The following is a 2,158-nucleotide window of genomic DNA, read 5'->3' on the forward strand; positions in this document are numbered from 1 at the left end:
GCCGGTGCATGCACCGGCTTTTGTTTGTGCGCGATCGAATTCAGATCGCGAAATCTTCCAGCTTTTTGCCAGCGGCCACAGCGGCCTGAACCCACTTGGGTTGCAGGCCACGGCCCGTCCAGGTTTCGCCGGTGTCGTTGTTGCGGTATTTCGGGGCCACCTTGCGGCCTGCAGCGGCGCTGGTGCCTGCAGGCTTGCTGCCGCCGGCCTTCAGGCCCAGGTCGGCCACGGTCAGGCCGTGTTCAGCCAGCAGCGACTTGATTTGAGCGATCACGCCTGCGCGTTCGGCACGGCGCGCGTCAGCCAGTTGCTTTTCGAGTTCAGCGGCTTGCTGTTCGAGTTTGGCCTTTTGTGCAAGAAGGTCTTGATAGCTGCTCATGGGTGGTGTCCTTTGTGCCCGAAGGCGAAATACTTATGGGGATCTGGCAGGTGAGTGCGGCGTGTCGGCCCTGTCACCATCTGAGCCGTGAGCGAATTCTATACACAAATGAAATGCGGGCGCAATTCAATATGTTCCGAGCTCGCTTGCCGGGTGCATGGGCTGCCAATCTCCATGGGTATCGCGTGACTTATTTGGAGGCACCTTGCCGCGTGGCTTCTTTGGCCACGACCTGTCCCAGTTGAATCACGGCCAGCGCGTAGTAGCTGGATTGGTTGTAGCGCGTGATCGCGTAAAAGTTGGCAGTGCCGGCGATGAGGGTTGGCGCATCCCCCGCGTTGTAGAGCTGCACCAGGGCCAGCGAGCCCGGGTGCTGTTGCGCCGATTCGGGCAGTTGTGCGCCCAGGTCGCTCATGTCGCGGGGCGAGAAACTCGGCACGATATCGGGCGCCAGGAGTTTTTCCAGCGCGGAAGGGTCGCGTGGGGGCGTGACCTCGTAATAACTGGGCTGGTCGCGCAGCCAGCCTTGTTTCGCCAGATAGTGGGCCACGCTGCCGATGGAGTCCACCGGAGAGCGCTGGAGGTCGACCTTGCCGTCCCCGTCGAAATCCACCGCATAGCGACGGATGGAGCTGGGCATGAATTGCGGCAGGCCAATGGCCCCGGCAAAGGAGCCCTGTACGGTTTCAGGTGCCAGGCCCTGTTCTTCGCAGAGTTTCAGAAACTCGCCCAGTTCCTTGCGGAAAAAAGGGCTGCGATCGCTGCGGCCGGTGGGGAAGTCCAGGCTCAGCGTGGCGAGCACGTCGAGGACCCGGAAATTGCCTGTCTGTCGTCCGTAAATGGTTTCGACGCCGAGGATGCCGGCGATGACGTCGGCGGGCACACCGTATTCGGCCTCTGCGCGGCGCAGTGTGGCTTCATGCTGTCGCCAGAAGGCCGTGCCGGCGCGGATGCGGATGGGCTCGACGAAACGGCTGCGGTAGGCCGCCCAGTTTTTGGCCGTGGCGACCGGTGCAGGCATGATGAGGCGGGCCACTGCTTCGCGGTAGCGGGCCTGGGCGAGGGCGGCGCGGGTGCGGTCGGGGTCGAGGCCCCATTCGCTTGCGAGTGCCTGGGCCAGGCGCGCAGCGTCGTCGCGGTGGGCGTAGCTGTTGGGGTCTGGGTTGCCGGGCAGGACGCGGGCCTGCAGGGGCTCGGGGGCCTGGATCGCGCTGGCCACCACTGCGCTGGCCGCGGAGGTCGCCGATGCCGGGGCTGATGCGGACACGGGGACGCTCAGGCGGGTGTCGAGCTTGAGGTCCGGGCCGATGTGGGAGGACGTTGGGGTGGTGCAGGCACTCAGCCATACGGTACAGGCGCCGAGCAGGCCCAGCGCAGCGCGGTGGCTGATCAAGGCTGTCACCGAGGGCCGATGGGGGGCGCGTGCGTGCTGGCTGGCTGCGCGGGTGAGGCGGAACGTGGACGAGTCCGGAACGTGGTCGGGCATGGGGGAGGGCTGGGCGCGGGCACGAGCCTGCGGTCTGCAGTGCGCGTGCCATGGGCTTGGGCAGTCGATGGGGTCTTGTCGACAGTGTGCCCGATCAGGTGGGCGTGTTGCGCCGAGCGGGTGCGTGGGCGCCACGGGGCGCCGATGTGGCCCGCGCCTGCTGCCAGGTGCGGGCGTGGTGCCGTATTTGCTGCGCGAGCGCCCGCGCTGCCGGGGGAAGCCGGCCTGCGGGTGGCGGAGCGTTCGGGCCATAGCGCAGGGCATCGAGGGCCTGCAAGGCCTGGATCAACGCC

General features: G+C 66.4%; 3 protein-coding genes. All 3 read right to left on the reverse strand.

The window, feature by feature from the left end; all coding sequences use genetic code 11:
- Nucleotides 1-40 precede the first annotated feature (40 nt).
- On the reverse strand, nt 41-379 hold the full coding sequence (locus QZ994_RS19600; RefSeq protein ID WP_290877704.1) for an H-NS histone family protein: 339 nt from the start codon (nt 377-379) through the stop codon (nt 41-43).
- Between the two features lie 190 nt (nt 380-569).
- Complete coding sequence (mltB, locus tag QZ994_RS19605) at nt 570-1,865, reverse strand: lytic murein transglycosylase B (RefSeq protein ID WP_290877707.1); 1,296 nt, start codon at nt 1,863-1,865, stop codon at nt 570-572.
- 94 nt (nt 1,866-1,959) lie between these two features.
- Nucleotides 1,960-2,158 (reverse strand): hypothetical protein (locus tag QZ994_RS19610; protein WP_290877710.1); only part of this gene is annotated, 199 nt, incomplete at its 5' end.

Origin of the sequence: Aquabacterium sp., from assembly GCF_021768455.1 — a bacterium.
In the GTDB taxonomy this organism is placed as follows: Bacteria; Pseudomonadota; Gammaproteobacteria; order Burkholderiales; family Burkholderiaceae_C; genus Aquabacterium.

Bases quoted from the DNA above. Each gene is read 5' to 3' on its own strand.
- mltB (WP_290877707.1), bottom strand. From the start codon at position 1,865: ATGCCCGACCACGTTCCGGACTCGTCCACGTTCCGCCTCACCCGCGCA.
- QZ994_RS19600 (WP_290877704.1), bottom strand. From the start codon at position 379: ATGAGCAGCTATCAAGACCTTCTTGCACAAAAGGCCAAACTCGAACAG.